Here is a 23,854-nt window from a genome sequence, read left to right on the forward strand (position 1 = left end):
ATTCGTTTTTACTGATAAATGCGGATTTGTTATTTCGAACCGGGAACAGTTATTGGGAAGAAGTTTCACTGGCAATTTTAACGTTACCGGAAGTGTTACGCGTTCTGAAAAATCACTATACAAGAAAAGAAATAGGCGGAATCCCTTATAGGTAAGGAATTCCGCCTTGTGACCCCGTCAGGATTCAAACCTGAAACCTTCTGATCCGTAGTCAGATGCTCTATTCAATTGAGCTACGGAGCCATGTGTTTATGAATGGATGCCAAAGGTAGGAGATTTTTCGAAAATCCCAAATAGTTATCAAAAAAATTTCTACAATCTTCTGATTTACACTTACTTTTACACCAATTGCTTAATTATTAAACGAAGTGAAAATTCAACTCTGGAGCATAGGAAAAGAACATGATCCCTACATCAGGGATGGGATGGCTGTTTTTCAGAAAAGACTGCAGCATTACGTGGATTTTGAAGTAAAACTAATCCCTACGGTAAAGCAGGCTGCCAGTTTATCGGTGCCGGAATTGAAAAAACAGGAAGCAAAAATTATCCTGGATATGTTACAGCCTACCGATTTTCTGCTTGCGCTGGATGAGAAGGGAAAGATGATGACCACTGTGCAGTTTGCCGACTTCCTGCAGCAACGCAACAATGCAGGTACACGTCAGCTGATCATTTTAATTGGCGGTGCGTTTGGTATCGATGATGCCGTGTTGCAAAGGGCGCAACTGAAAATGTCTTTATCCCCGCTTACTTTTCCGCATCAGCTGGTGCGTCTTATTTTTGCTGAACAACTGTATCGTGCTTATACAGTTTTAAACAGAGAAAAGTATCATCATCAATAAGTACCTTTACCACCTAAATAAACCGGTTATATGACGCTTTCCATCAGTTTGATTATTATCATTATTACCTGTCTTGTTTCCTATACTGCCCTTAAGAACTATGACCAGCTGGACAAGATGAGCCTGCAACCGTACATGGTAAAGCGTTACAAACAATATTATCGCTTCATTACTTCAGGGTTTGTGCATGCCGATTTTCAGCATCTCATTTTCAATATGCTCACATTATTTTTCTTTGGCCCTGCCATTGAAAATTTATTCATGCAGCTTTTTCACAGCAAGCTGGTTTATATTTTATACTATCTATTGGGAATCATTGTTGCAAATATCCCATCTTACATAAAACACCGTAACAACTCCAGTTATTCTTCGCTGGGAGCTTCGGGAGCTATTTCTGCGGTGGTGTTTTCAGCCATCATGATAGATCCGTGGAATACGATCTTTTTGTTTTTCATCCCCATCCCTGCTGTAATTTATGGCGTTTTATTCCTCGCTTTGTCAGCGTACATGTCGAGAAAAGGCGGCGATAATATCAATCATGATGCACATATGTGGGGCGCGCTATTCGGTATCGTATTTCCACTGATTTTCCATCCAGAACTGGGCGCCTATTTCCTGGAGATGCTCAAGCATCCAAGATTCGGACGATAAATGAAACCGCCGGCTGTGTTGGTATTCCACTCCGCCGGCTATTTCTTATTTCGCAAAAGTAATACTAAGTACTGCTTTCGTTTTGGGCGTAATCTTCACGCGGTCATCCACCCGCATACCTACCAGCCACACGATACGTTTGTTTGATTCCAGCACCCATACATTTTCTTTTTGCGGCATTGATAATTTCTGATCAATCAGGAAACGGCTTACCTTTTTCTTTTTGGGCATGCCCAGCGGGTAAAAGTAGTCGCCTTGTTTCCACTTTCTCAGGATCAACGGGAAGCTAACCTGTGCCGCATCCAGCCAGGCTATTTCCGGCGACGCAGGAATACCGGCGTTGCCCCGCTCCTGCTCACGGACCTGTAATTGTCCGCCTCCAAAATGAATATGCTGCTGTCCGGGTTCAATCACTACCAGCGGCGACGCATCTGTTGCCAGCGGGGTAATAAGCAGCCACTGACGGTTGCGCACAATGCGGTGACTGGCCGTATCCACATACCTGCCGGATTCACTTTCCATCAACGATAATACCTGCTGCGTTTGTGCGGATGAACAGCCAAAAGTCCGGAACAGCTCCCAGGCGATTGTTTGCAGCGGGATCGTTTTCTGCAGCTTCAATACGGGCACCATCCAGGTGTTCCCCTGCTGGAACAGCAGGCGTTTACGGTGCTTCGCCAATGCTTCCTGGTAAAGGATCTCCGCTTCCCTGATCCGTTCAATAGTAGCCGACATATTTTTCACAACACCAGGAAAGGCTTCCTGTAATCGCGGAATCACCTGGTGACGGAAATAATTACGTGTATACTTGTCAGTTATATTGGAGCTATCTTCTACAAAAGAAATATTATTCATGGCGGCATACGCTATGAGCCGGTCTTTCTCCGTAAATAATAACGGGCGGATCAGGCGTTCCTGTTTGGGCAGAATGCCATGCAGCCCGGCAATACCGGTACCTTTGGCGAAATTCATCAATGCTGTTTCCACACTGTCCTGCATATGGTGGGCGGTGGCAATATATGCGTATCCTTCCGCAGCGCGTACTTCTTCCAGCCATTGATAACGCAGTTCACGAGCGGCTACCTGTATGGTTACACGATGCTGGGCCACATAACCATTGGTATCGAATTTTACTACGTGCAGCGGCAGTTCCAGTGTTGCTGCCATGTTCCGTACAAAAGCTTCATCCCGCTCAGATTCCTCACCCCGCAGCTGAAAGTTGCAGTGGGCAATACCGGCGCGGTAACCGGCATTTTTAAACAACCAGGCCATTACGATGGAGTCCACCCCGCCACTTACGGCCAGCAGCACCTTTTGCGCAGGATCAAATAATTGCCGGCCGGAGATATAAGCAGTGAAATCAGTTATTAGATGTTGAGGCATGCGTTGTTTGTTGGATTAATAATATCAGTATATCAGGTCTTCGTAGGCCGACTGTAATTCGTTGTATGCATGTCTTTCATTACCTGCTTTGGCCATAGCCATGCCTTTTTCATAGGTGCTGATGGCGGCGGCATTATCACCGGCACGTTCCAGTAACTTCCCCAGGTGATAATAAGAACCTACATAGCCCGGTTCATGGGCCAGCAGTTCTTCAAACAACTGCCTGGCGGTTACATCGTCGTTGAGCTTAATGTATTCCAGCGCCAACGCATGTTTCAGGAAGCTGTCGTTTGGTGTGGCTACCAGGAACTGCTTTATTTGCGCGATTCTGTCCATTCGTTTGTTATTATTTAATTGTACAATATGTCAATCTCTCACACTGATTAAAATCATCTTCCCTCCCTGCGGTTGGCGTATATTATTTAGATATATTTGCTATTACCGCATTTTAAAACAAAACAGTTTAAGGCCATGAAGATTTTAGTATGTATCAGCAAAACTCCGGACACGACTGCAAAAATAGCTTTCACGGACAATAACACGAAATTCAATGAGGCTGGTGTACAGTTTATTATTAATCCGTACGATGAATGGTATGCATTGGTAAGGGCGCTGGAGCTGAAAGAAACCATAGGGGCTGACGTGCATCTTATTACGGTAGGTGGTGCAGATTGTGATCCGGTTATCCGCAAGGCACTGGCTTTGGGCGGAGACGAGGCTTTCCGTATAAATGCGGATAGTGCTGACAGTTACTATATTGCGTCGCAGATAGCTGCGCATGCAAAGGATAAACAATACGATATTATTTTTACCGGGAAGGAAACCATTGACTTTAATGGCTCCGGTATAGGCGGTATGGTGGCAGAGCTGCTGGAATTGCCCTATGTATCCATTGCTGCTAAATTTGACCTGAATGGTACCGTGGCTACCGTTAACAGGGAAATAGAAGGCGGAGAAGAAGTGTGCGAAGTATCGCTGCCAGTAGTTGTTTCCTGCCAGAAGGGAATGGCTGAAGCCCGGATCCCCAATATGCGCGGTATTATGGCCGCCAGAACCAAGCCCCTCACTGTGGTGGAACCTGTTGCTGCAGACGCCCTCACTTCCGTAGTAAGCTTTGAACTGCCTCCTGCAAAGGCCGGCGTTAAACTGATCAGTCCTGATAACGTGGAAGAACTGGTGAAGTTGCTGCACGAAGAAGCAAAAGTGATCTAAGGGTAAACTATCTCTCAACTACTAATCAAATTATTCATGTCTATATTAATATTTGCCGACCAGGCACAGGGTAAAATCAAGAAAGCGGCGCTGGAAGCCGTACAATATGGCGCTAAAGTGGCTGAACAGCTGGGTACTACTGCTACTGCACTGGTACTGGGCCCTGTTGATGCTGCTGAACTGGCCGCACTGGGCAACTATGGCGCACAAAAGGTACTACACGCAGCAGATGCCCGCTTACATGAAGTAGAAAGCATTGTATATACCAAAGCTATTGCCGAAGCAGCCGAAAAAGAAGGCAGTAAGGTGCTTGTCTTCCCTCATAACTTTGATGGTAAAGCCATTGCGCCGAGGGTATCTGCCCGGCTGAAAGCCGGTCTGGTGGCAGGCGCCATTTCCTATCCGGATACTACCAATGGATTTGTGGTAAAGAAAAACGTGTTCTCCGGTAAGGCATTTGCCCATATCAATATTACATCTGATAAGAAGGTGATTGCCATTATACCCAATACCTTCCCTGTGAACCCCAGCACTGCTACTGCTACAGTAGAAGCCTTTTCTCCGGCTATCAGCGATGCTGATTTTAAAGTGAAGGTGGTTAAAACTGAAACGGTGAGCGGTGAAGTGCCTTTAACGGAGGCAGAAGTAATTGTAAGCGGCGGCCGTGGTATGAAGGGTCCGGAAAACTGGGGCATCCTGGAAGACCTGGCAAAGGCACTGGGGGCTGCAACAGCAAGTTCCCGTCCGGTAGCCGACGCCGGCTGGCGCCCGCACCATGAACATGTGGGTCAGACTGGTTTAACCGTGCGCCCCAATCTTTATATCGCGGTGGGCATTTCCGGGGCTATTCAGCACCTGGCAGGCGTAAACGGCAGTAAGGTCATTGTGGTGATTAACAAAGATCCGGAAGCTCCTTTTTTCAAAGCCGCAGATTATGGCATAATAGGTGATGCATTTGAAATAGTGCCTAAGCTTACGGCAGCCGTCAACAAGCTGAAACAGAGCTAAGCAACCGGATTACGGTATAAGAATTACGAATGAAGTATTCAATTTTTAAGATCGTGTTGATTTTTCATTCGTAATTCCTGTACCGTAATTCTTATATCATAGATTTATCATTATAGATTTTTTTTAGATAAGGAATATTTTTCTAACTTCACGGTCTTACAAACTATTCAGCGACAACGCAAGACAGATATGAGAAAAATAGAACTGGAAATAGTTGCTTTATCGCACAGCATTACGCAGACTCATTCATATGCCGTGGTACTGGGAGAAGTAAACGGATTGCGCCGTTTGCCTATTGTGATTGGTGGCTTTGAAGCGCAGGCGATTGCAGTAGCTCTGGAAAAAATGCAACCCAGCCGGCCTTTAACACACGACCTGATGAAAAACTTTATGAACGCCTTTAATGTAGAATTACAGGAGGTGGTCATCAGTAATCTGCAGGAAGGCATCTTTTACTCAAAGCTTATCTGTTCTAACAATGACGAAACCATAGAGATAGATTCCAGGACATCGGATGCACTGGCCCTCGCAGTTCGCTTCGGATGCCCTATTTATACTTTCGAGAATATCCTCAACAGCGCAGGGATACTGCTGGACGACCCTGCCGGTAAAAAGACCAATAAGCCGGTTACCCCCACTATTTCGGAGCATGAGAAAGGTGTGGAAGATGACTTGAAAGCACTGAATGTAGAGGAGTTAACTACCTTGTTACAGGAAGTACTGGAACAGGAAGACTACATCCGGGCCATCGCTATCCGCGATGAGATCAACAGCCGCAAAAGCAAATAACTTTTCATTTTATATACTCCCTGCAGCCGGCGGTGTAAAAACTGTAGCTGTTGACTTGCCGTGCAACTATGATTCTATTTCCAAACTGCAAAATAAACCTGGGCTTACATGTTACCGGTAAACGCCCCGATGGCTTCCACAACCTGGAAACCATCTTCTATCCCCTGCCTGTTAATGATGCGCTGGAGGTAATTACGCATACTGAACTTCAATTTGAGAGCACGGGTATCCCGGTGCCTGGTGATGCAGCCGATAACCTTTGTATACGGGCTTTTCAGTTATTGCAGTCGGACTTTCCGCAGTTGCAGCCGGTAAACATTCATTTGTTGAAAAATATACCCATTGGCGCCGGCCTGGGTGGAGGTTCCGCAGATGCCGCCTTCATGTTGCAACTGCTGAACCAGAAATACCAGCTGGGACTTCCGGAAGCTGCGCTGGTTGACTATGCGGCTCAACTGGGGAGTGACTGCCCGTTCTTTATTGTCAATAAACCTTGCTATGCCACAGGGCGTGGAGAAATCATGGAGCCGGTGACACTAGACCTCTCCGGCTACTCGTTTTTGCTGGTGCATCCGGGTATTCATGTAAATACGGGGTGGGCATTTAGGCAGCTTGTTCCCGGCGCGCCGGTTCACCCGCTGCGGGAAATGATCCAGTTACCGGTGGAGGAATGGAAAGATATGGTGTCAAACGATTTCGAGGCGCCGGTATTCCAGGCACACCCGGTGCTGGAGGGGATAAAGGAACAAATGTATTCGTCCGGGGCGCTTTATGCGTCGATGAGTGGCAGCGGTTCCGCGATATTCGGGATATATCCTAAAAACAAAATAGCTGACATCCTGTGGGATGCCAGCTACCGGGTATTTACTATCAGGTAAGTCTTACTTTACAGAAGCTACCAGTGCTTTAAATGTTTCTGGTTCATTCATAGCCAGATCAGCCAGAACTTTTCTGTTCAGGTCGATGCTTTTGCCGGCTAATTTGTTCATAAACACAGAATAGGTCAACCCTTCTGCTCTAACAGCAGCGTTGATACGGGCGATCCACAGCTGGCGATAGTTTCTTTTCTTTAATTTACGGCCAACATAGCTATAAGTGAGTCCTTTTTCAAGAACGTTCTTCGCTACGGTGTACACATTTTTTCTTTTACCGTAGAAGCCTTTGGCTTGCTTTAAGATCCTTTTTCTCCGGGCTCTTGAAGCTACGGCATTAACTGAACGAGGCATTTGCTTTGTTTTTTCTCAGGTTATAAAATTCGATTCTTTTGACAGATACTAGCGCATTCCGAGCATTCTCTTAACCAGGTTAAGATTTGCTTCGTGAACCAGTGTACTACCTCTTAAGCTACGTTTTCTTTTCGTAGATTTTTTGGTCAGTAAGTGGCTTTTGAAGGCCATGAACCGCTTAATCTGTCCGTTCCCACCAACCTTGAACGTTTTCTTGGCACGGGAATGTGTCTTTACTTTGGGCATCTTACATCAAATTTGGTCTGCAAAGGTATGAAAATAATTTAATAAAGCACAGTCTCCTCTAAATAATTCAGCCCCCATCGCGAATGTGGATAACTTTTCTGATATTTTTTTACCCCCTTTAAGCAATTGACAATCAATTTTTCGCTAACCCATCCGGTCAACTTATCTGGCGCTTTATCATATTACGATTAATAACACTTTTTTTATTTCCCTATATTACATCTAATTTTAATCTTAATTCATTTATATATTTTAGCCATACCAAGTATAAACACCTGACGCCTATGAAACCATTTTACACTTGCTCCACGCTCTGCCGGAAAAAACCATCCGGGAAAGATAACCGATGTAAAGAGTTGAGGTACAATATGGACTGAGCAAACAAAAGCTGCTCAATCCTGATACTTTTCTTACTTAACTGTTTGCACCTATGAAACGACTATTAACCTTTTTGTACCTGATACTGGGGCTTGTGCTGCTTAATAAACAGGTGGCAGCACAAACTGCGCCGGCAAACGGCACAGCCTTTATGAACCTTCCCGACACGATATGTAAGGGAAGTTTCGCCAGTATGAACGCCTTCTTCTGGAATAACACCAGTAATTATGCAGATTCCGCGACCTGGACAATCACGGGGGGAACCTATGATGTGCTCTTCACGACCGATACCAGGGCAGGCCACGAATTAGTTGGCCAGCGGAGGGACACTTATAACTCCGGCGGCATAAATATTAATAAGAACTCCCTGACCATTAAATTTAATGATGCCGCTAAGTATACGGTGAAAGTGGTGCTATTCAGGGGAAATAATACCTATCCGGTTACAAAGTCCATTTACGTAAAAGACTGTACAATTCAACCGTGTTTGGGTAATACGACCAGTAAAAGCGATTTCCTGGAGGACTTTGGTAAATTCAAAAAGAATGCTACCGACAGCCGCTCCAATGCAGCGGTTACCGGATATAACTATGTACCTATGCCTCTGAACGGGGCTAATTTCATTGATGATAGTTACAATATTTTCTGGCATACTCAAATAAGAAGTGAGTGGGTAAAGGCAACAGATCATACCGGAAGTACTATCGACTCCGTGGGTGGTATGCTCATCGCCAACTCTTCTATCAATAAAAAATCTTTCTATACTAAAAACAATGTGCAGGTATGCCCGGGCTCTTCTTATAATTTCAGCGCCTGGTTCCTGAACGTAAACAGCTACAACGTATTTAACTATAACTGTGCGGCAGGTAACTCGGATGGTTATCACTATGCCGGGGTTACCTTCCTCATCATTAATAAAAAGGGCAGCACTAATGCTGCATTGTGGGATACACTCGCAAGGTTTAAAACCTACGACGTATCAATGAACCTGTCGTATTCAACATGGCAACAATACGGCGGCAGCTTTAAAACACCCGGAGGTGTAACTGCAGTAACACTTGAAATTGTCAATGATCGTCTTGGTGATTGTGGAAATGATATCGCGATAGATGATATCGGCTTTAATTATTGCAGCCCGGACATCTACTCATTTATCGATGGTCAGATTGATACAGAATTAAGAGCGGATTCACTTTGTGAAGGCGCTCCTATTACTATTAAAGCATTATATAGTCCTGATGGTCATTTGCCGAATGGCACTTACGATCCCAACCAGGATTATTTTAAGAATCCAATATATCAATGGTTTTACAGTAATACCGGGGATGAAAACAATCCGGCCGACTGGTTTCCTGTTGTAAATGGAAACGGTATATCAGGCGCGGCTACCAACACGCTCACATTTGCGGATGGCGCGCTGAAAGGAGATCCCAACCAGATAGTACATAAATATTACCGGGTAAATATCCTTGAATCGGGAAACGTCAGCAACTGTGCGTCTCCATCGAAATACACCAAGATCACTATTCTTCCGAAGCCCAAAGTAACCATTTCGTCGGGCAGGATCTGTATCGGGCAAAGTGTGGATCTGACGGCTGATGGAGGATACAGTACTTATGAATGGAAGGTGGACCCGGTTTATTTTGGCCCTAAAATGACCGTATTTCCCGACAGCACCAGAGACTACTGGGCTATCGGGATTGCAGATTACGGGTGGAACTCTGTGAAGAATGAACCGCGTCAATGTAAGGACAGTGGATTTGCCCGGGTAGTTGTAGATAAAAAACCGGTCACCGCTATTACAGGCGGACCGGTGAATATTTGTCTTGGTGCACAGATTAACCTGAACTTAGGCATTACAGGCGCGCCCGCCGACAGTTTGAACTGGATGTGGAAATATGGCATTGATTCTATTAAAGGTAAAGTGCCCGCTATTTCGCATGTTCCTTCAGATACCGGTACCAAAGCTTACAACGTTGTTGTGACCAACAAAACCTGTACGGTCGTTGACACCTTCAGGGTAAATGTGCGGTCGGTGCCGGTAGCGGATGTGGATACCATCTACAGACAATGTAATATATCCACCTTTAATATTAAAAGGAGCACCCCTCCTTCGGATCAGAAAGGTACCTGGTCATTTGACGGTCCAAACAAAGGAGCCGTTATTACCAATACTACTACTGCCGCCACCAGCGTGACGGGTGTTATGGCAGGTGATACGGTACGTCTCTTCTGGATAATTACCAACAAAGCACTGGCTGCATGTACGGATACCAACCGGGTTACACTCATTAATACCAGACCTCTTACCCCGAGTGTTGCAGGTCTGAACCAGGTACAGTGCGAGTTACGTGATTTCCAGCTGAACGCCAGTAAGCCGGGCGTTGGTGAAACCGGTAAATGGACATTAGCGCCAGGTACTACTTCTTCGGATATCACCATTAACTACGACACCGCTTATAATGCGATAGCTTCTGTTGTCAGCAATGCACGGCCTAAAACATTTGTGCTGACATGGACCATCTCTAATGGTGTTTGTCCCGGTCCGAACTCGACTACCGTTAACCTTACCATTAAGGATAAGCCTACGCTGAATATTGCTGCAGCTGCGGTTTGTAATACGGTGGATTCCTTTACGGTTTCCTACAGCAACGTGGTACCAGGGACTTTGAAGCAGTATGTACTCAGTGTTGCCGCCACCAGGAAGATGCCTGGTTTTGTAACGGTGTCCAAAGCATGGCCATCTAACAATACCTCTGGTATCTTTAACGTGAAGCTGCCGGCAAACATACCTGCTGGTAGCTACGACTTCGTCATTACAGCACAGGAGGATACGTTACACGGATGTAGCGTTACGGTGCCGTTTTCTGTTTCTGTGGAAAAGCCTTCAACCGCTCCTACTTCCATTGATGCCAGCTCCGACAGTCTGTGCGTTACCGGTAATGTTACTTTAAAAGTGATAGGAGGTTCCTTGGGAACTGATTCTACTGGTACTACACATAAATGGAAATGGTATACCGGTGCTTGTCCTGGTTTACCAGGCAGCGTAGCAGTAACTCCAGCTTCCTCTATTAATAATGGTGCTGAAGTTGTATTTAATAATGTAACTGCCACCACCACTTATTATGTGCGGGCAGAAAGTACCGGTCCTTGTGGTAACACCGCCTGTGCGAGTGTAACGGTGAAAGTATTTGCAAAACCTAATGTTGCCAATGCAAATACTGACCAAACAGAATGTGACCGCGCTACTGACTTCCAGTTAGCAGGTAATACTCCGGCTCCTGCAGGAGCTACGGGCCTCTGGACATCGCCTAACCCGCGGGTTACTATCACCAACCCAACGCAGTGGAATGCTACTGTGAAAGTACCTGTTGGTGATACCGCTTCATTGGTATGGACTATTTCCAACGGACCATGTTTGACTACCAATGACACGGTATTTATTACCAATTATAAGAAGCCTGTTATGCGCAATGCAGGTACTGACCAGACAGCATGTGATAAAACTACTTTTACACTTAATGCTACTGAGCCTACGGAACTGGGTGCTAAAGGTACCTGGACCTTCCTGCCTGTTACTGCTACCGTGACTTTCGTAGATAAAAACAAAGCCAACACAAATGTTACCGTTCCCGCTAATACTGCGGTGAAACTGATCTGGAGCATTTCAAATGGTACGTGTAGCGCCGATAAATCGGATACAGTTGTTATCACCAGCCTGCTCAAACCAGTGATGCGCAATGCAGGTACTGACCAGACGGCATGTGATAAAACTATCTTTACGCTTAATGCTACTGAGCCTACAGAGCTGAATGCACAAGGCACCTGGACATTCCTGCCCACCACTGCTGCGGTGACTTTTGTTGATAAAAACAAGGCTAATACGGATGTTACCGTTCCTGCTAATACTGCGGTGAAACTGATCTGGAGCATCTCAAATGGTACTTGTAGCGCGGACAAATCGGATACGGTTGTTATTACCAGCCTACTCAAACCAGTGATGCGCAACGCAGGCACTGACCAAACAGCATGTGATAAAACTACCTTTACACTTAATGCCACTGAGCCTACAGAACTGAATGCACAAGGCACCTGGACATTCCTGCCTGTTACTGCTGCGGTGACTTTTGTTGATAAAAACAAGGCTAATACGAGTGTTACAGTTCCCGCCAATGCTGCGGTGAAACTGATCTGGAGCATCTCAAATGGTACGTGTAGCGCCGATAAATCGGATACGGTTACCATCACCAGCCTGCTCAAACCAGTGATGCGCAATGCAGGTACTGACCAGACAGCATGTGATAAAACTACTTTTACACTCAATGCTACTGAACCTACGGAACTGAATGCACAAGGCACCTGGACCTTCCTGCCGGCTACTGCTGCGGTAACTTTTGTTGATAAGAACAAAGCTAATACGGATGTTACCGTTCCTGCTAATACTGCAGTGAAACTGATCTGGAGCATTTCAAACGGAACATGTAGCGCGGACAAATCAGATACAGTTGTTATCACCAGCCTGCTCAAACCATTGATGCGCAATGCAGGTACTGACCAGACGGCCTGTGATAAAACTACTTTCACACTCAATGCTACTGAACCTACTGAATTGAATGCACAAGGCACCTGGACCTTCCTGCCAGCTACTGCTGCGGTAACCTTTGTAGATAAGAACAAGGCTAATACTTCTGTTACCGTTCCCGCCGACGCCTCGGTGAAACTGATCTGGAGCATCTCCAACGGCACATGTAGCGCGGATAAATCGGATACTGTTACCATCACCAGCCTGCTCAAACCAGTCATGCGCAATGCAGGTACTGACCAGACAGCATGTGATAAAACTACCTTTACGCTTAATGCTACTGAGCCTACTGAATTGAATGCACAAGGCACCTGGACATTCCTGCCGGCTACTGCTGCGGTAACTTTTGTTGATAAAAACAAGGCCAACACGAGTGTTACCGTTCCCGCCAATACTGCGGTGAAACTGATCTGGAGCATCTCAAATGGTACTTGTAGCGCGGACAAATCGGATACGGTTACCATCACCAGCCTGCTTAAACCAGTGATGCGCAATGCAGGTACTGACCAGACAGCATGTGATAAAACTACCTTTACGCTTAATGCTACCGAGCCTACAGAGCTGAATGCACAAGGCTCCTGGACATTCCTGCCGGCTACTGCTGCGGTAACTTTTGTAGATAAGAACAAGGCCAACACGAGTGTTACAGTTCCCGCCAATGCTGCGGTGAAACTGATCTGGAGCATTTCAAATGGTACTTGTAGCGCGGACAAATCGGATACGGTTACCATCACCAGCCTGCTCAAACCAGTGATGCGCAATGCAGGTACTGACCAGACGACGTGTGATAAAACAACCTTTACGCTTAATGCCACTGAGCCTACAGAACTGAATGCACAAGGCACCTGGACATTCCTGCCTGCTACTGCTGCGGTGACTTTTGTTGATAAAAACAAGGCTAATACGAGTGTTACCGTTCCTGCTAATACTGCCGTGAAACTGATCTGGAGCATCTCAAATGGTACGTGTAGCGCGGACAAATCAGATACAGTTACCATCACCAGCCTGCTTAAACCAGTGATGCGCAATGCAGGTACCGACCAGACAGCATGTGATAAAACTACCTTTACGCTTAATGCTACTGAGCCTACAGAGCTGAATGCACAAGGCACCTGGACCTTCCTGCCTGCTACTGCTGCGGTAACTTTTGTTGATAAAAACAAGGCTAATACGGATGTTACCGTTCCGGCCAACACTGCGGTGAAACTGATCTGGAGCATTTCAAACGGTACTTGTAGCGCCGATAAATCGGATACAGTTGTCATCACCAGCCTGCTCAAACCAGTGATGCGCAATGCAGGTACTGACCAGACAGCATGTGATAAAACTACCTTTACGCTTAATGCTACTGAGCCTACAGAGCTGAATGCACAAGGCACCTGGACATTCCTGCCTGTTACTGCTGCGGTGACTTTTGTTGATAAAAACAAGGCTAATACGAGTGTTACCGTTCCGGCCAACACCGCGGTGAAACTGATCTGGAGCATCTCAAATGGTACTTGTAGCGCGGACAAATCGGATACGGTTGTTATTACCAGCCTGCTCAAACCAGTGATGCGCAATGCAGGTACTGACCAGACGGCATGTGATAAAACTACCTTTACACTTAATGCCACTGAGCCTACAGAACTGAATGCACAAGGCACCTGGACATTCCTGCCCACCACTGCTGCGATAACTTTTGTTGATAAGAACAAGGCTAATACGAGTGTTACCGTTCCTGCTAATACTGCGGTGAAACTGATCTGGAGCATCTCAAATGGTACTTGTAGCGCGGACAAATCGGATACGGTTGTCATCACCAGCCTGCTCAAACCAGTGATGCGCAATGCAGGCACTGACCAAACAGCATGTGATAAAACTACCTTTACACTTAATGCCACTGAGCCTACAGAACTGAATGCACAAGGCACCTGGACATTCCTGCCCACCACTGCTGCGGTGACTTTTGTTGATAAAAACAAGGCTAATACGAGTGTTACAGTTCCTGCTAATACTGCCGTGAAACTGATCTGGAGCATTTCAAATGGTACGTGTAGCGCGGACAAATCAGATACAGTTACCATCACCAGCCTGCTTAAACCAGTGATGCGCAATGCAGGTACTGACCAGACAGCATGTGATAAAACTACCTTTACACTTAACGCTACTGAACCTACAGAGCTGAATGCAAAAGGTACCTGGACCTTCCTGCCTGCTACTGCTGCGGTAACCTTTGTTGATAAAAACAAGGCCAATACGAGTGTTACAGTTCCCGCTAATACTGCGGTGAAACTGATCTGGAGTATTTCAAATGGTACTTGTAGCGCGGACAAATCGGATACGGTTACCATCACCAGCCTGCTTAAACCAGTGATGCGCAATGCAGGTACTGACCAGACAGCATGTGATAAAACTACTTTCACACTCAACGCTACCGAGCCAACAGAGCTGAATGCACAAGGTTCCTGGACATTCCTGCCGGCTACTGCTGCGGTAACTTTTGTAGATAAGAACAAGGCCAACACGAGTGTTACAGTTCCCGCCAATGCTGCGGTGAAACTGATCTGGAGCATCTCAAATGGTACTTGTAGCGCGGACAAATCGGATACGGTTGTTATTACCAGCCTACTCAAACCAGTGATGCGCAATGCAGGTACTGATCAGACGGCGTGTGATAAAACAACCTTTACGCTTAATGCCACTGAGCCTACAGAACTGAATGCACAAGGCACCTGGACATTCCTGCCTGTTACTGCTGCGGTGACTTTTGTTGATAAAAACAAGGCTAATACGAGTGTTACAGTTCCTGCTAATACTGCCGTGAAACTGATCTGGAGCATTTCAAATGGTACGTGTAGCGCGGACAAATCGGATACGGTTACCATCACCAGCCTGCTTAAACCAGTGATGCGCAATGCAGGTACTGACCAGACAGCATGTGATAAAACTACCTTTACGCTTAATGCTACCGAGCCTACAGAGCTGAATGCACAAGGCTCCTGGACATTCCTGCCGGCTACTGCTGCGGTAACTTTTGTAGATAAGAACAAGGCCAACACGAGTGTTACAGTTCCCGCCAATGCTGCGGTGAAACTGATCTGGAGCATTTCAAATGGTACTTGTAGCGCGGACAAATCGGATACGGTTACCATCACCAGCCTGCTCAAACCAGTGATGCGCAATGCAGGTACTGACCAGACGACGTGTGATAAAACAACCTTTACGCTTAATGCCACTGAGCCTACAGAACTGAATGCACAAGGCACCTGGACATTCCTGCCTGCTACTGCTGCGGTAACTTTTGTAGATAAAAACAAGGCTAATACTTCTGTTACCGTTCCGGCCAACACTGCGGTGAAACTGATCTGGAGCATTTCAAATGGTAGTTGTAGCGCGGACAAATCGGATACGGTTGTCATCACCAGCCTGCTCAAACCAGTCATGCGCAATGCAGGTACTGACCAGACAGCATGTGATAAAACTACTTTCACACTCAACGCTACCGAGCCTACAGAGCTGAATGCACAAGGTTCCTGGACATTCCTGCCTGCTACTGCTGCGGTAACTTTTGTTGATAAGAACAAGGCCAACACGAGTGTTACAGTTCCCGCCAATGCTGCGGTGAAACTGATCTGGAGCATTTCAAATGGTACGTGTAGCGCCGATAAATCGGATACAGTTGTCATCACCAGCCTGCTCAAACCAGTGATGCGCAATGCAGGTACTGATCAGACGGCGTGTGATAAAACAACCTTTACGCTTAATGCTACTGAGCCTACAGAACTGAATGCACAAGGCACCTGGACCTTCCTGCCGGCTACTGCTGCCGTGACTTTTGTTGATAAAAACAAGGCTAATACGAATGTTACAGTTCCGGCCAATGCTGCGGTGAAACTGATCTGGAGTATTTCAAATGGTACTTGTAGCGCCGATAAATCGGATACAGTTGTCATCACCAGCCTGCTCAAACCAGTGATGCGCAATGCAGGTACTGACCAGACAGCCTGTGATAAAACTACCTTTACGCTTAATGCTACTGAGCCTACAGAATTGAATGCACAAGGCACCTGGACCTTCCTGCCAGCTACTGCTGCGGTAACTTTTGTAGATAAGAACAAGGCCAACACGAGTGTTACAGTTCCCGCCAATGCTGCGGTGAAACTGATCTGGAGCATTTCAAATGGTACGTGTAGCGCCGATAAATCGGATACAGTTGTCATCACCAGCCTGCTCAAACCAGTCATGCGCAATGCAGGTACTGACCAGACAGCATGTGATAAAACTATCTTTACGCTTAATGCTACTGAGCCTACTGAGCTGAATGCACAAGGCACCTGGACATTCCTGCCTGCTACTGCTGCGGTAACCTTTGTAGATAAGAACAAGGCTAATACTTCTGTTACCGTTCCGGCCAACACCGCGGTGAAACTGATCTGGAGCATTTCAAATGGTACTTGTAGCGCGGACAAATCGGATACGGTTGTCATCACCAGCCTGCTCAAACCAGTGATGCGCAATGCAGGTACTGACCAGACGGCATGTGATAAAACTGCCTTTACGCTTAATGCCACCGAGCCTACTGAGCTGAATGCAAAAGGTACCTGGACTTTCCTGCCTGCTACTGCTGCGGTAACCTTTGTTGATAAAAACAAGGCCAACACGAGTGTTACAGTTCCCGCCAATGCTGCGGTGAAGCTGATCTGGAGTATTTCAAATGGTACTTGTAGCGCCGATAAATCGGATACGGTTGTCATCACCAGCCTGCTTAAACCAGTCATGCGCAATGCAGGTACTGACCAGACAGCATGTGATAAAACAACCTTTACGCTTAATGCCACCGAGCCTACAGAGCTGAATGCACAAGGCTCCTGGACATTCCTGCCCACCACTGCTGCGGTAACCTTTGTTGATAAAAACAAGGCCAACACGAGTGTTACAGTTCCCGCCAATGCTGCGGTGAAACTGATCTGGAGCATTTCAAACGGCACATGTAGCGCCGATAAATCGGATACGGTTGTCATCACCAGCCTGCTCAAACCAGTCATGCGCAATGCAGGTACTGACCAGACAGCATGTGATAAAACTACCTTTACACTTAATGCTACTGAGCCTACGGAACTGAATGCAAAAGGTACCTGGACATTCCTGCCGGCTACTGCTGCGGTAACCTTTGTTGATAAAAACAAAGCTAATACTTCTGTTACCGTTCCCGCCGACGCCTCGGTGAAACTGATCTGGAGCATCTCAAATGGTACTTGTAGCGCGGACAAATCGGATACGGTTGTTATTACCAGCCTGCTCAAACCAGTGATGCGCAACGCAGGTACTGACCAGACAGCATGTGATAAAACTACCTTTACACTCAATGCCACCGAGCCTACAGAGCTGAATGCACAAGGCACCTGGACCTTCCTGCCGGCTACTGCTGCTGTAACCTTTGTTGATAAAAACAAGGCCAACACGAGTGTTACAGTTCCCGCCAATGCTGCGGTGAAACTGATCTGGAGCATTTCAAATGGTACGTGTAGCGCGGACAAATCAGATACAGTTACCATCACCAGCCTGCTCAAACCAGTGATGCGCAATGCAGGTACTGACCAGACAGCATGTGATAAAACTACCTTTACACTTAATGCTACTGAGCCTACGGAACTGAATGCAAAAGGTACCTGGACATTCCTGCCGGCTACTGCTGCGGTAACTTTTGTAGATAAGAACAAGGCCAACACGAGTGTTACAGTTCCCGCCAATGCTGCGGTGAAGCTGATCTGGAGCATTTCAAATGGTACTTGTAACGCGGACAAATCTGATACAGTTGTCATCACCAGCCTGCTTAAACCAATTATGCGCAATGCAGGAACCGATCAAATGGAGTGTGAGAAAACCACCTTTACGCTTAACGCCACTGCTCCTACTGAACTGGACGCGAAAGGCACCTGGACCTTCCTCCCCGCTACTGCTGCAGTATCTTTTGTAAATAAGAACGATCCGAAAACCACTGTGACGGTTCCTGCAAACACGGCGGTACAGTTGATCTGGAGCATTTCAAATGGTACTTGTAGCGCCGATAAATCGGATACAGTTACCATCACCAGCCTGCTCAAACCAATTATGCGTGATGCAGGCACCAATAAAATAGCCTGTGAGCAAACCACCTTTACCATGAACGCCACCGCTCCTACTGAGCTGGGTGCTATTGGTACATGGAGCTTCTCACCGGCTACTGCCACTGTGAAGATCGCGAACATTAATAATCCGAAAACTTCCGTTACCGTTCCGGCAGACAGCACCATCCTGTTTACCTGGAAGATCACCAATCCAAAATGCGCAGCAGACCTGGCAGATACTGTAAGGATCACCAGCTACAAAACACCTGCTGCCGCCAAGGCTGGTCCTGACCAGGAAAAATGTGATGACATCAACTTCATCCTGGATGGCGGCAAACCTGCCGGTTTACATGTAACAGGTACCTGGACGAATCCAGCCGGTACCACCGGCGTAACTATCGCCTCTCCGAATCAATACAACACGGCCGTTACTGTTGCTGCGGGTGTCAGCGTAAAACTGGTCTGGAGAATCACCAATGGCACCTGCGCCGCTACTTATGATACAGTAATGCTTACCAACTACGCCAACGCAAATAAAGCAAATGCCGGTCCTGACCAGGCCATCTGTGGCAACACAGGCGACTTCATCATGGCGGCAAATGTACCAGGCGTGCCCACTGCAAAAGGAACCTGGACTGACATCAGCCCAATACCTGGAAGAGCAAAAATCAAATCACCTAATAGTCCTACTACCGCGGTAACAGTGCCTGTAGGCGATACCGTGATACTCCAGTGGGCTATCGCAAACGGTGTATGTGATACCAGCTTCAGCAGGGTAACCATCATCAACTACAAAGCGGCCATCACAGCAAATGCCGGCCTTGACCAGGAAAAATGTAATACTACAGCCGACTTCATCATGAAGGCGAGTCAACCCGGATCCCCCAGTGCAAAAGGCACCTGGACCGATGTAAGCCGTGTTCCGGGTAACGCCGTTATCAAATCGGTAAATGACCCGAATAGCGCAGTAACTGTTCCGGTTGGCGATACTGTAATCCTGAAATGGACCGTCACAAATGGTAGCTGCATGAGCACCAGCAGCACGGTTACACTGATCAACTATAAAACAGCGGCTGCTGCAAATGCAGGAGCAGATATTGAAATGTGTAATAACACCGGCGACTTCACCCTGGCAGCAGATCCGGTATCTGTACCAAGTGCAAAAGGCTTCTGGTCTGTTATTAAAGGAAATGCTGCGATCAGGTCTATCAACAGTCCTACTTCCAATGTGAACATCAACACAGGTGATACGGTTACTTTACGCTGGACTGTGACCAACGGCGTATGTAGCGCTACCTGGGATGATGTAACACTCATCAACTACAGATTACCGGTACCTGCCAGCGCAGGTATTGATCAGGAACATTGCGATGATGCCACCTTTAAAATGAGCGCCAGCGATCCTGGTGTAGCAGGTGCAAAAGGCACCTGGATTGTAACCAGCAACAACGCGGCACTGATCAACATCAGTGATATTAACCGGAAAGATGCAACCATCACCGTTCCTGCCGGCGAAACAGCCCAATTAACATGGGTCGTAAGCAACGGCGTGTGCGACGCTTCCAGTTCCAGTGTCACCCTGATTAACCGTAAACCAATACTCGGTAACACCATTCAGGATGATCAAACAGTTTGCGTAACAGAAGCGCCAATGGCTATACGCAGCAATGCACTGACCGGCGGTAATGGCACTTACACCTACCAGTGGCAACAAAGCACTGCCGGTGCAAACGGACCATTCACCAACATCACCGGCGCCACCAGCGATACTTACCAGCCTGGTTTGCTTGCAGCCAACACCTGGTACAGAAGAGTGGTAGCTTCCGGAGCTTGTATCAACAACATCAGCAACGTGGTGAAAATCACGGCCATCACTATCAGCCCGATTGTTACCTTCACTCCTCCGGCCATAACAACGGAATGTGAAAGAGGTAAAGACTACACCACGCTCTTCGGAGATCCGGCGTTCAGTCACGCGCCTTACAACAACGAGCCGCTGACCATTACTTACAATGACGTCACCGTGGTTACTTCGCCTTGTCTCAGTACCATTACCCGTACCTGGACAGCGACAGATAGATGCGGTCTCTCAGTAAGCGCTTCACAAACCATTACGGTAAAGGATACCAAAGCACCGGTATTCACCACACCAGCGCCTGCCGATACCACCGTAAATTGTGATAAGGTACCTGCAGCAATAAACCTGAAAGCAAACGACGACTGCGCCGGGGAAATCATTATCCCTGTAGTGGAAGTTCGCCAGGATCTGCCAGGCAACTGTGCTAACAATTACCTGCTGATCCGCACCTGGACCGCGAAAGACGAATGTAACACCGGCGTGACCCTGAAACAGGTGATCACCGTGAAAGACATGACCGCCCCGGTATTCAATATGGCTACACCTGCCGATACCACAGTGGATTGCGATAAGATCCCGGCCGGATTTAATCTCACAGCAACCGATAACTGTACGCCGGGTGTAATTACAGTAGTGCCGAAAGACTCTGCTGCCCACAACCCGAACAGCTGTAATAACAACTACGTGATCTACCGTAAGTGGACCGCCTTTGATGAATGTGGTAATGCCCGTGCAGTACAACAGATCATTAAGGTACAGGACACCAGCAGACCGGTATTCAGCATGCCTGCTCCGAAGGATACCGTGGTAGATTGCGATAAGGTACCGACATGGCCTGCCATCACCGCTACCGACAATTGCAGCGGCAGCATCCAGGTGTTCACCAGTAGCAAAACCGTGAAATTACCAGGTAACTGCGCCGCTAACTTCCGGGAAACAAGAACCTGGACCGCTACCGACGAATGCGGCAACAAAACCGTAATGCAGCAGATCATCACCGTTCAGGACACCACTAAACCGGTATTCACTGTGAAGCCTCCTGCCGACACAACAGTGAGCTGTGATAACATCCCTGCTCCTGCTACCGATGTACAGGTATCTGATAATTGCAGCAGCATCGGAAATGGTCTTACCGTATCCCGCAGGATCACTACAGAAAGAATACCAGGAGAATGTGCCGGCAACTACCGCATCATCAGAACCTGGATCGCTAAAGATGCCTGTGGTAATACCACTACCATCACACAGGTAGTAAATGTAAAAGATACCACCAGACCAGTGATCATGCCTGCTCCTGCAGATGTGGAAATCTACTGTCAGGATAAGATCCCTGCTGCACCGGTATTAACCGCAACAGACAACTGTGATAACAGCTTCCCGAAAAGAGCTATCTATACAGAAGATCCATATGTGGAAGATATCTGTAACGGATATACGATTATAAGAAGATGGACCATCATGGATGCCTGCGGCAATAAAGCCAGCGACGTTATCCAGCGTGTAATCATTAAGCCTTGCGATAAACCGCAACTGGAAGCTACCCTGCCTTCCAACTGTTCAGACAACGGCAGGATCGCTTTACGCAAAGTTGGCAACGTATACCTGCCTTCCTATACGCTGGTAGCAGTTACGCCGGCCAATGCGGTAACAGGATTGCCAAGAACACAAAGCAACAATGTGTTTAACCTGAACGGGGCTACTTCTGCTTCCTTCATCATTACGGATGGCAGAACGGGTTGTTCCTCTGACACCGTGACTTACAATCTGAGTTACATCCAGAAACCAATGGTGAACCTGGGCAACGATACCACTATCTGTGGTGGCAACAACCTGGTGCTGGATGCAGGTCCTGCTAATTTCGCCTACCAGATTAAATGGTCTACCGGCGCAACCACGCAACGGATCAATATTAACCAGGCAGGCACCTACTGGGTAAATGTAAGCAACGGCGAATGCGCCACTACCGATACCATCCATGTAGGTCTGGTACCAACGCCACTGGTTGATATCCCTGATACAACCATCTGCCGCGGCCAAACCGTGAAACTGGATGCTTATGTAAATGGTGGCTCCTATCTCTGGAGTAATGGTTCTACAGAACCTTCCATCCTGGTAGGAACACAGGAACAATTCTGGGTGAAAGTGATGAAGTCCGGATGTATCACCATTGATACCGTGAAAGTGAGTGTGAATCCTCCGCCAGACATCAGCCTGAGCCGCGACACCTCTATCTGTCCTGACCAGTCTATTATGCTCACCGTTAATTCCAACGGCGGCCGTATCAAATGGCAGACGGGTGAAACCAGCAACTCTATCGTGGTAAACAAGCCAGGCGGATACTGGGTAGCCGTAAGCAGGGATAACTGCGTGGTAAGAGATACCGTGAATGTAAGGATGAAACCAGCGCTCACTATGGAGCTGGGACCCGACAGGAATATCTGCCCTGGTGGCACCATTACCCTGGACGGAACCAATCCGGATGCCATTTCTTACCTCTGGAACGACGGCGATCCTAACCCGGTTAAACAGATCTCTCAGGCAGGTAGCTATAAATTAGCTGTGATGGATAAATACTGTCAACGTGTGTTCCTCGACAGCGTGAAAGTAAATATCACCGGCTTACCGGTTATCAACCTGGGAAGAGATACCACCCTGTGTAAAGGTGAAACGCTGATACTGCGTGCTGAAGGTGGCGGAATTACCGGTGTACGCTGGGATAACGGTTCCGGCGGACCATCCCTCACCGTAACCAACGGAGGTACTTACACCGTAACCGTATTCAACGATTGCGGATCTGCTACCGATGATATCACCGTAGGCTTTATAGAATGTGAACCTAAACCAACCTTACCAAACGCCTTCTCACCAAACGGCGACGGACGTAACGATGTGTTCAGACCAGTAGTGAGGGGACAAATGTTCGACTACGAACTGCGGATCTTTAACCGTTGGGGTGAGCTGATCTTCATGTCGTCCGACAATCATAAAGGATGGGATGGCAGATACAAGGGAGTTCCGGTGGATGTTGGCACATACGTATGGTGGCTTTCTTACAAGAAAGTAGCCGGCGGATCCTCCAACGTACTGAAAGGAGAAGTTACCGTGATCCGCTGATAACGGATACGCGATCATAAAACAAAAAGCATAAGGCCAACCGGCTTTATGCTTTTTGTTTTTATATCCAACTCCATCAAATCCCGGGCGATTTATTAACTTAGTGCCGTTTCATTTGCAAACCGGAAATTGTTTTTATATGAAAGTGTACGACACCGTAACAGCGGCCATAGAAGATCTGCGTAAACGCGGATACACCACCGATTTCAACCTTGTTTTCGACAGTATTCAGTGTAACAGCGGGAATGTGCGGCCGGAGGATTTTGACATTACAGAAACCTATCGCTTTGAAGGAGATACTGACCCCGGCGATGAGGCAGTAGTGTATGCCATTGAAACCAAATCAGGTCTCAAAGGCGTATTGATGTATGGGTATGGTGTTTATTCAGAGGATATGTCTGAAGATATGATCCGGAAACTGAGTCACCGCTGATACTTCCTCTTCCATCAGCTAACTGGTCCGGGTATACGTATCC

12 protein-coding genes and 1 tRNA gene are annotated in these 23,854 nt (G+C 47.2%); 8 read left to right on the forward strand and 5 right to left on the reverse strand.

The window, feature by feature from the left end:
• Positions 1-169 precede the first annotated feature (169 nt).
• A tRNA-Arg gene (locus QFZ48_RS27545) sits at positions 170-243 on the reverse strand.
• A gap of 125 nt (positions 244-368) precedes the next feature.
• Here QFZ48_RS27545 and QFZ48_RS27550 point away from each other — a divergent pair.
• Together QFZ48_RS27550 and QFZ48_RS27555 are read left to right on the forward strand one after the other, a co-directional pair.
• Entirely contained in the window at positions 369-842 is a 474-nt protein-coding gene (locus QFZ48_RS27550; protein ID WP_079471812.1) for a 23S rRNA (pseudouridine(1915)-N(3))-methyltransferase RlmH, read from the forward strand.
• Between the two features lie 30 nt (positions 843-872).
• Positions 873-1,493 (forward strand): rhomboid family intramembrane serine protease, encoded by a 621-nt coding sequence (locus tag QFZ48_RS27555; protein ID WP_429047825.1) that lies wholly within the window; start codon positions 873-875, stop codon positions 1,491-1,493.
• Between the two features lie 45 nt (positions 1,494-1,538).
• Here the strand turns inward: QFZ48_RS27555 and tilS are convergent, their stop codons facing one another.
• Positions 1,539-2,876, reverse strand: coding sequence for a tRNA lysidine(34) synthetase TilS (tilS, locus tag QFZ48_RS27560; protein WP_429064717.1), 1,338 nt, complete (start codon positions 2,874-2,876; stop codon positions 1,539-1,541).
• A gap of 24 nt (positions 2,877-2,900) precedes the next feature.
• Complete coding sequence (locus QFZ48_RS27565) at positions 2,901-3,212, reverse strand: hypothetical protein (protein WP_429047822.1); 312 nt, start codon at positions 3,210-3,212, stop codon at positions 2,901-2,903.
• Positions 3,213-3,347: 135 nt separating this feature from the next.
• On the opposite strand from QFZ48_RS27565, the gene QFZ48_RS27570 reads away from it, so the two are divergent.
• From QFZ48_RS27570 to ispE, 4 genes are all read left to right on the forward strand, one after another.
• Positions 3,348-4,088, forward strand: coding sequence for an electron transfer flavoprotein subunit beta/FixA family protein (locus QFZ48_RS27570; RefSeq protein ID WP_370913402.1), 741 nt, complete (start codon positions 3,348-3,350; stop codon positions 4,086-4,088).
• A 36-nt stretch (positions 4,089-4,124) separates the two neighbouring features.
• Positions 4,125-5,096 (forward strand): electron transfer flavoprotein subunit alpha/FixB family protein, encoded by a 972-nt coding sequence (locus QFZ48_RS27575; protein ID WP_429047819.1) that lies wholly within the window; start codon positions 4,125-4,127, stop codon positions 5,094-5,096.
• Positions 5,097-5,285: 189 nt separating this feature from the next.
• Positions 5,286-5,885 carry a bifunctional nuclease family protein gene (locus tag QFZ48_RS27580; RefSeq protein WP_079471804.1) on the forward strand — a complete coding sequence of 200 codons (600 nt, stop codon included), beginning with the start codon at positions 5,286-5,288 and terminating at the stop codon, positions 5,883-5,885.
• A 68-nt stretch (positions 5,886-5,953) separates the two neighbouring features.
• Positions 5,954-6,763 carry a 4-(cytidine 5'-diphospho)-2-C-methyl-D-erythritol kinase gene (ispE, locus tag QFZ48_RS27585; protein ID WP_429064719.1) on the forward strand — a complete coding sequence of 270 codons (810 nt, stop codon included), beginning with the start codon at positions 5,954-5,956 and terminating at the stop codon, positions 6,761-6,763.
• A gap of 3 nt (positions 6,764-6,766) precedes the next feature.
• Here the strand turns inward: ispE and rplT are convergent, their stop codons facing one another.
• Positions 6,767-7,111, reverse strand: a complete 345-nt coding sequence (gene rplT / locus QFZ48_RS27590) for a 50S ribosomal protein L20 (protein WP_370913399.1) — start codon at positions 7,109-7,111, stop codon at positions 6,767-6,769.
• A gap of 48 nt (positions 7,112-7,159) precedes the next feature.
• Positions 7,160-7,357: a 50S ribosomal protein L35 gene (gene rpmI, locus QFZ48_RS27595; protein WP_079471802.1), complete on the reverse strand. Its 198-nt coding sequence runs from the start codon at positions 7,355-7,357 to the stop codon at positions 7,160-7,162.
• Positions 7,358-7,787: 430 nt separating this feature from the next.
• Here rpmI and QFZ48_RS27600 point away from each other — a divergent pair, with 430 nt between their 5' ends.
• Both QFZ48_RS27600 and QFZ48_RS27605 read left to right on the forward strand, forming a co-directional pair.
• Complete coding sequence (locus QFZ48_RS27600) at positions 7,788-23,378, forward strand: gliding motility-associated C-terminal domain-containing protein (RefSeq protein ID WP_429064720.1); 15,591 nt, start codon at positions 7,788-7,790, stop codon at positions 23,376-23,378.
• Positions 23,379-23,517: 139 nt separating this feature from the next.
• Complete coding sequence (locus tag QFZ48_RS27605) at positions 23,518-23,811, forward strand: hypothetical protein (RefSeq protein ID WP_429064722.1); 294 nt, start codon at positions 23,518-23,520, stop codon at positions 23,809-23,811.
• The last annotated feature ends 43 nt before the right edge of the window (positions 23,812-23,854 follow it).

The sequence above is a fragment of the Chitinophaga sp. W2I13 genome, from assembly GCF_050434005.1.
In the GTDB taxonomy this organism is placed as follows: domain Bacteria; phylum Bacteroidota; class Bacteroidia; order Chitinophagales; family Chitinophagaceae; genus Chitinophaga.